The sequence below is a fragment of the Blastococcus sp. CCUG 61487 genome (genome assembly GCF_005222955.1).
Lineage (GTDB): Bacteria > Actinomycetota > Actinomycetes > Mycobacteriales > Geodermatophilaceae > Blastococcus.
This window is the reverse complement of the sequence record NZ_LWUA01000067.1, coordinates 1-7,160: the sequence shown is the minus strand read 5'-3', so window position 1 is coordinate 7,160 and position 7,160 is coordinate 1. Positions and strand designations below refer to the sequence as shown.

The window sequence follows — 7,160 nt, the reverse complement described above, 5'->3', positions numbered from 1 at the left end:
CCCGACGTCCCGGCACCGTCCGCGGCGTCCCGGCGCGCCGCGGTGGCGGTGCAGCTCCGGGCGACCCTGCCGCCCGGAGAGGCCGGCCGGGTTACCGGCCGGCTGCCCGGGACGGCCCGGCCGGCCGCCTCGGCCGACGCCGACGTCGACCTGGTCGCCGTCGGCGGCTACGACCCAGGGGACCGCCTCGACGGGTGGTACGACGCGCTGCTGGCCACGGTCAGCGCCGGCGCCCCCGACACCGCGACCGCCGCACGGGCGGTCAGCCGGGTGCTGTCGGAGCTGCCCGCGACCGGGGTGCCGCACGACGGGCCCGACGTGCGCGCGGTCCTCCGGCGGCTCGCCGACGACTCCGCCGTTCCGCCGCCCTGAGCGGGGCGGCCGTGCTTGGATGAGGCGGCGCGTCGACGACGGTCGGCCGGGCTCGGGGCGGAGGAGGTCAGGTGGCGGTCGAGGAGATCCACGCCGAGATGGTCTCCAGCGTCTGGAAGGTGCTGGTGACTCCCGGAGCGCAGGTCGCTGCCGGGGACACGCTGGTCATCCTCGAGTCGATGAAGATGGAGATCCCCGTCCTCACCGAGCTCGCCGGCACCGTGCAGGAGTTGCACGTCGTGGAGGGCGAGGTGCTCCAGGAGGGCGACCTCATCGCCACCGTCGTCGCCGGGCAACCTCAGGAGAGGTCGAGGGCGTAGACCAGGAGGTCGATGCCCGGCATCGGCGACCAGTCGCGCTCCGGCAGCCGGGTGAAGCCGAGCCGCTCGTAGAGCCGGTGCGCCGCGGTCATCCGCGGGTCGGTCGAGATCACCATCCGGCGCTTGCCCGCCGCACGGGCCCGGTCCAGGCAGCTGCTCACCAGCAGGTGGCCGACGCCCCGGCCCCGTGCCACCGGGTCGACGACGAGCATCCGGAAGGCGGCCTCCTCGTCGGAGACGGTGACCTCGCCGAAGTCGCCGGAGAGCACCAGCGCCACGCTGCCCACCACGCGGCCGCCCGCGTCCCGCACGACCAGCAGCTCCGAGCGCGACGCCCGACCGGCGACGTCGGCCAGCTCGGCGGTGTACCCGTCGGAGGCCAGCTCGCCGTCCACGTAGACGCCCACCGTGAGCTCGGCGATGCGCGCGTGGTCCTCCGGCAGGGCGGGCTCCACGGACAGGGTGCTGTCGGCCACGCACGGAGCCTAGAGGGGGGCAGGGGGCACTCTCACTACGCTCCTGGGCACCATGAGCAGCCTCTCCGAACGTCTGGCCCGGGGAACGGCGAACAGCCCGGCGCAAGTGGACCACTCCCGCCGGCTGGTGGCGGACTGGCAGCTGCTCGCCGACCTCTCCTTCGCCGACCTGACCCTCTGGGTACCGCTGCCCACCGGCGCGTGGTGGTGCGTGGCCCAGGTGCGGCCGCTGACGGCGCCCACCAGCCGGCCCGAGGACCTCGTGGGCGTGGAGCTCCGCGACGCCGCCGCGGCCCCCTTCGCCGCGGCCTACCGGGAGGGGCGCCCGCTTCCCGGGGGGGAGCCCGAGAGGGCCGGCGCGATCGCGCGGCGGCGCGAGGTCGTCCCGGTGCGGCACGAGGGCGTCGTCGTCGCCGTCCTGGCCAAGGACGTCAACCTCGCGGTCACCCGGTCCCCGTCGACCCTGGAGCACACCTACCTCGACATCGCCGCCGACCTGTGCCTGATGATCTCGGCCGGCACCTTCCCGCCGGAGAAGCTGCAGGACGCCGAGATGAGCCCGCGGGTGGGGGACGGGCTGCTGCGCCTGGACGCGCGCGGCCGCGCCGTCTACGCCAGCCCCAACGCGCTGTCGGCCTACCGGCGGATGGGGGTGGCCGGCGACGTCGTCGGCCAGGACCTGGCCGAGGTCACGCGGGCCGCCGCCGCCGACCGGGTCGCGGGGGAGGCGGTCGCGGCGGGCATCGCCGCCGCCGTCGCCGGGCGGTTCCCCGACCCGATGGACGTCGACAGGGCGTCGGCCACCATGCTCGTCCGGGCGCTGCCGCTCCGGGCGCCCGGGGGAGAGGCGGGTGCGCTCGTCCTGGTGCGCGACGTGACCGACGTCCGCCGTCGTGACCGGGCGCTGCTCACCAAGGACGCGACCATCCGCGAGATCCACCACCGCGTGAAGAACAACCTGCAGACAGTCGCGGCCCTGCTGCGGCTGCAGGCGCGCCGGATGGCCGAGCCGGCCGCCCGCGACGCGCTCGAGGAGTCGGTGCGCCGGGTGACGTCGATCGCGATCGTGCACGAGGCACTCGCCGGCAGCCGGGAGGACGTCGTCGACGTCGACCGGGTGTTCGACCAGGTGCTGCCGATGCTGGGCGACCTCGCCTCCGTCGGCCCCGCGGCCCGGACGCAACGGACCGGCACCTTCGGCGAGCTGCCGGCCGCGGCCGCCACCCCGCTGGTGCTGGCGGTGACCGAGCTCCTGCACAACGCGGCGGAGCACGCCTTCCCGGAGGGCGAGCCAGGAGCCATCGACCTGCTCGCCGAGCGCGACGGGGACGACCTCGTGGTCCGGGTCCGCGACGACGGCCGGGGGCTGCCCGAGGGCTTCGACCCGGCGGCGTACGAGGGGCTGGGTCTGCAGATCGTGCGGACCCTCGTCGTCAGCGAGCTGGGCGGGAGCCTGGAGATGACGGTGCCACCGGGGCTGCGGGGCACCGAGGTCGTGCTGACGCTGCCCGGCGCGGGGCTGCCGCGCCGCTGAGGAGGCGCGCCGGCACAGGCGTCCCGGGGGTGTCCCACGCGGACGGGACCTGGTGACCCGTGCGACCGGGACACCGCGCGGTCGAGGGTCGTCCCACATCGACCGCTCGAGAGGAGCTCCCGTGACCACCACCACGCCCCCGATCCCGCACCCCGCAGCCCCACCGCACAGCGCCTCCGCCACCGTCCCGCCAGGCCGCGGCTGGGCCTGGGCCGGCGTCGCGGGCGGAGCCATCGGGGCGGCTGGGCTGTTCGCCACCTCCGGCATCGTGGGCAGCGACGACGGCGCCTACGCGCGCAGCGCCGACCTCGTGTCGGCCATCGAGGACAGCGCCGGGCTCGTCTGGGCCCAGCAGGTGGTGTGCGTCGTGGCCGCCGCGTGCCTCGTCGTCTTCGGCACGGGCCTGCGCCGGCACCTGGCCCAGCAGGAGCCGGCGCACAGCCTGGTGCCGGGCGTGGCGCTCGGCGGAGTGCTGCTGACCGCCGCCGCGGTCTTCATCGGTGGCGGCATCTCCACCGAGCTGGTGTGGGCGCTCACCGGCGACACCACCTTCGATCCAGCGATCGTCGGCTCCTACGTCGGGTACTACGCGACGATCGCCTGGCTGTGGGGCGGGCTGGGTCTGGCCGCCGGCGCCGTGGCCCTCGGCGGGCTGCGCCGAGGCTCGGTCGGGCGCTTCGTGACGGTGGAGAGCCTCCTGCTGGCTCTCGCGCTCGCCGCGACGCAGGTGATGCCGGTCCAGTACATCGCCGTCGTGCCCGGCGGGCTGTGGCTGGTGCTCACCGGGACGGCGCTCGCCCTCGCAGGTCGCGGGCAGGGGGCCGCACGCTCCTGAACCGCTACGTTCCACGCGTGTCCGTGGCCCTGACCGGCGTGGAGGGGATGCCTGCCGCACCCGCGGCAGGCATCTCGCGCGTGGTCACCTCGGTCGCGCTGCCGGTGACAGGGGTGGCTCTCCTCCTCACCGGCACGGGCCTCGTGCTGGGTCTGGGCGGCGGGCAGTCGCCGGACGAGTTCGTCCACCTGGTCTTCGTCGCGGCCTGCCTGGTCACCGGCGGGCTGATCGCCCACCGCCGCCCGGACAACCGCGTGGGCCTCGCGCTCCTGGGCTGCGGCGTCTGCTTCGCGCTGGCGGAGGCGCTCGGGCAGACGGCCCTGCGCTTCCCGGAGGGCTCCCCGGCGGCCGCGGTCCTGGGCTGGCCGCAGACGTGGCTGTGGGTGCCGGGGAACCTGCTGCTCGCCCTGACGCCGGTGCTCTTCCCGGACGGACGTGCGGCCCCCGGGTGGCGCCGGCCGCTGCGCGGCCTCGCCGTCATCGCGGCCGGGACCGCGGTGCTGTCGGCGCTGCGGCCCGGGCGCGACGAGCAGCTGGGCCTGCCGGGCCGGCCGAACCCGCTCGGCGTCCCCGGCCTGGGTCCGGCGGCCGACGTCGCCGCCGCGGCGTTCACGCTGTCCGCGGGCCTGGTGGTCGTCGTCGCCGGCGCCCGGCTGCTGCTCCGTGTCCGGCAGCTGCCTCCGGGCTCCCGACTGCGCCTGCAGGTCGAGTGGCCGGCCTTCGCCCTCGGGCTCTGCGCGCTGGCGGTCCTCACCCGCCTCGTCGTCGGGCTGACCGACGGCGATCGGGGCGGGGTGTGGCCGGCTCAGGCGCCGGCCTGGGACGCGCTGGGCTCGCTGACCACCGCGCTGGTCCCGGTCGCGCTGGCCGTCGCGGTGATCCGCCACCAGCTGTTCGACATCGAGCGGCTCATCGGCCGCACCGTGTTGCTGGTCGTGCTGACCGGCGCCGTCGTCGCCGTCTACCTGGCCCTGGTCGCGGCCGCCGGGGGTCTGCTGGGCGAGACCGCCCGAGCCACCGGTCCCCGTGCTGGCGGCGGCGGTCGCCGCACTCGTGCTCGCGCCGCTGCGCGGTGTCCTGCAGCGTCGTGTCGACAGGCTGCTCTACGGCGATCGCGGCGACCCCTACACGGTGCTGGCCCGTCTCGGCCGGCGGCTGGAGGAGGCCGGGGGCGCGACGTCCGTCTCCGCGGCCGCCGCCACCGTGCGCGACGCCCTGCACCTCGGCGGGGTGGGCGTCGACGTCGACGGTGGCGAGCGGATCGTCGCCGGTCGGCTGCCCGACACCCCCGTCGAGATCCCGCTGACCGCCGGCGGGGAACGGGTGGGCCGGTTGCTGCTGGGCCCGCGGCCGGGCGAGACCGCGCTGGGCGGGCGCGACCTCGGGCTGCTCCGCGACCTGGCCCCGAGCGTGGCCGGCGCGGTCCTCGCCGCCCGGGAGGCCCGGCGTGCCGAGCGGCTGGCAGCGGACCTGCAGGCGTCCCGGGAGCGGCTGGTCCTGGCCAGGGAGGAGGAGCGCCGGCGGCTCCGCCGCGACGTCCACGACGGGCTGGGCCCGCTCCTCGCCGGCCTGGCCATGCGAGCGGAGACCGCGCGCGAGGTCGCGACCCCGCCGTGGCCCGGGCGCTGCTCGACGAGGTCGCCGACGACGCGCGGACGGCGCTCGCCGACGTCCGCCGGCTCGTGGACGGGCTCCGGCCGCCGGCCCTGGACACCCTGGGCCTCGTGGGGGCGCTGGAGGCCCACCTGGCCGGCCGCCCGCCGCCGGCGGTCCCCGTGGTCCTGGACGTCGTCCGGCCGCTGCCGCCGCTGCCGGCCGCGGTCGAGGTCGCGGCCTACCGCATCGCGGTCGAGGCGGTCGCGAACGTCGACCGGCACGCCGCTGCCGGCACCGCCGTCGTGCGGCTCTTCCCGGACGGGGACCTGCTGCACCTGGAGGTGTCCGACGACGGTCGGGGCGGTGCGAAGCCGGCCCTGGGAGTCGGCCTGGCCTCGATGCGGGAGCGGGCCGCCGAGCTCGGCGGCCGGTGCACGATCACCTCGGACGGCGGACGCGGCACCGTCGTCCGGGCCGACCTGCCGCTCGACCGGCACCGGAGCGAGGGAGACGATGGAGCCGATCCGCGTCCTGCTGGTTGACGACCACGCGCACTTCCGCATCGGCCTGTGCGCGCTGCTGTCGACGGCCGACGACGTCGAGGTCTGCGGCGAGGCGGCGAGCGGCGAGGAGGCCCTGGCGGTGGCCGCCGCCCGCCACCCGGACGTCGTGCTGCTGGACCTCACGATGCCCGGGATGGGTGGGGTCGCCGCCGCCGAGCGGATCGTGGCCGATAGCCCGCACGTCCGGGTCCTGGTCATGAGCATGTCCGACGACGACGACTCCGTGTTCGCCGCGCTGCGGGCCGGCGCGCGCGGCTACCTGCTCAAGGGCGCGAGTCGTGCGGAGATCCTCCGCTCGGTGCGCGCGGTCGCCGACGGGGAGGCGATCTTCGGGCCCAGCATCGCCACGCGGCTCGCCGCGTTCTTCGCGGCGCCGCCGAGCAGGCCGACGGCCCTGCCGTTCCCCGAGCTGACCGCGCGCGAGCGGGAGATCCTCGACCTGGTGGCCCGAGGGTTGTCGAACCCGCAGATCGCTGCGCGGCTGCAGGTCAGCGGCAAGACCGTGCGGAACCACGTCTCGAACGTGTTCGCGAAGCTGCAGGTGGCCGACCGGGCGACGGCCGCGGAGCTCGCCCAGCGCTCCGGCCTCGGCGGCGCCTGAACGGCACGGAGGCCGGCCCGGATGATCCGGGACCGGCCTCGTGTCGATCGCGGCGCAGCGCTCAGGCGGTGCGCACCCGGGTGCGGGCCTGGCGGCGCTTGAGAGCGCGCCGCTCGTCCTCGGAGAGGCCGCCCCAGACCCCGGAGTCCTGGCCCGAGCTCAGCGCCCAGTCCAGGCAGGCCTCCGTGACCGGGCAGCGCCGGCACACGGCCTTGGCCTGCTCGATCTGGACGATGGCGGGGCCGGCCGTCCCGATCGGGAAGAACAGCTCCGGGTCCTCGTCCCGGCAGAGCGCGCGGTGGCGCCAGTCCATGGTGGTGCTCCTCGGTGTCGTCTGCGTGCTCCGTCAGTCGCCGTGCCCCGGTCCGGCTCGAGGCCGGGCCGACACCCCCGGGCAGACACCGGGGTCTCCAGCGCCTTGACGGCAGCGACTGCCTGCTTGTTACCGGCAGGTTGCGTTCCTGTCGCGATGCTTTCACGGGACGGACGCCTGTCAAGCAAAACGAGCCTTGCGGCGACCCCGCGTGAGCAACCTCACCACGCCCGTGCTAGGTGTTCTGCCCTGACAGGTTGGTGACGCGGCTGGCGGGAGGTCGACCGCCGAGGGCGGTGTGGCCGCGGTGATGGTTATAGCGGTGCAGCCAGTCTGGATAGGCAGCGGCCCGCTCTGCGTCACTGGCGTAGTCGGCGGCGTAGGCCCATTCATCGGCCAGGGTGCGGTGGAAACGCTCGACCTTGCCGTTGGTCTGCGGCCGGTAGGGGCGGGTCCGCTTGTGGACGACGTCGCCGAGGGCGTCGCGGAAATCGAAGGATCGGTAGCAGTTGCCGTTGTCGGTCAGCATCCGCTTCACGCTGACTCCGCA

General features: G+C 75.9%; 8 protein-coding genes and 2 pseudogenes. 7 read left to right on the top strand and 3 right to left on the bottom strand.

Annotated elements, in window-relative coordinates:
* Together A6V29_RS05485 and A6V29_RS05480 are read left to right on the top strand one after the other, a co-directional pair.
* Nucleotides 1-372: pseudogene (locus A6V29_RS05485) on the top strand (biotin carboxylase N-terminal domain-containing protein); the annotation flags it as partial.
* A 71-nt stretch (nt 373-443) separates the two neighbouring features.
* Nucleotides 444-692 (top strand): biotin/lipoyl-binding carrier protein, encoded by a 249-nt coding sequence (locus tag A6V29_RS05480; protein WP_137159372.1) that lies wholly within the window; start codon nt 444-446, stop codon nt 690-692.
* Here the strand turns inward: A6V29_RS05480 and A6V29_RS05475 are convergent.
* The gene (locus tag A6V29_RS05475) at nt 671-1,168 is read right to left on the bottom strand and encodes a GNAT family N-acetyltransferase (protein ID WP_137159371.1); all 498 of its coding nucleotides are present in this window, start codon (nt 1,166-1,168) and stop codon (nt 671-673) included. The genes A6V29_RS05480 and A6V29_RS05475 overlap by 22 nt on opposite strands.
* Nucleotides 1,169-1,220: 52 nt before the next feature.
* On the opposite strand from A6V29_RS05475, the gene A6V29_RS05470 reads away from it, so the two are divergent.
* The 5 genes and pseudogenes from A6V29_RS05470 to A6V29_RS21490 all read left to right on the top strand — a co-directional run bounded on the left by A6V29_RS05470 (nt 1,221) and on the right by A6V29_RS21490 (nt 6,297).
* Nucleotides 1,221-2,702 carry a sensor histidine kinase gene (locus A6V29_RS05470; RefSeq protein ID WP_137159370.1) on the top strand — a complete coding sequence of 494 codons (1,482 nt, stop codon included), beginning with the start codon at nt 1,221-1,223 and terminating at the stop codon, nt 2,700-2,702.
* A 121-nt stretch (nt 2,703-2,823) separates the two neighbouring features.
* Entirely contained in the window at nt 2,824-3,537 is a 714-nt protein-coding gene (locus A6V29_RS05465) for a hypothetical protein (RefSeq protein WP_137159369.1), read from the top strand.
* Nucleotides 3,538-4,563: 1,026 nt separating this feature from the next.
* Nucleotides 4,564-5,186, top strand: a pseudogene (locus A6V29_RS22120) (histidine kinase); the annotation flags it as partial.
* Between the two features lie 33 nt (nt 5,187-5,219).
* A complete protein-coding gene (locus A6V29_RS22115) occupies nt 5,220-5,675 on the top strand; it encodes a sensor histidine kinase (protein ID WP_502700075.1) in 456 nt (151 codons plus the stop codon).
* Nucleotides 5,647-6,297, top strand: a complete 651-nt coding sequence (locus A6V29_RS21490) for a response regulator (protein WP_170977705.1) — start codon at nt 5,647-5,649, stop codon at nt 6,295-6,297. The genes A6V29_RS22115 and A6V29_RS21490 overlap by 29 nt, the downstream gene beginning before the upstream one ends.
* A 61-nt stretch (nt 6,298-6,358) precedes the next feature.
* On the opposite strand, the gene A6V29_RS05450 is transcribed toward A6V29_RS21490, so the two are convergent.
* Together A6V29_RS05450 and A6V29_RS05445 are read right to left on the bottom strand one after the other, a co-directional pair.
* Entirely contained in the window at nt 6,359-6,610 is a 252-nt protein-coding gene (locus tag A6V29_RS05450) for a WhiB family transcriptional regulator (RefSeq protein WP_137159367.1), read from the bottom strand.
* Nucleotides 6,611-6,845: 235 nt separating this feature from the next.
* Nucleotides 6,846-7,160, bottom strand: a 315-nt coding sequence (locus A6V29_RS05445; RefSeq protein ID WP_137159366.1) for an integrase core domain-containing protein, incomplete at its 5' end; no start/stop codon positions are given.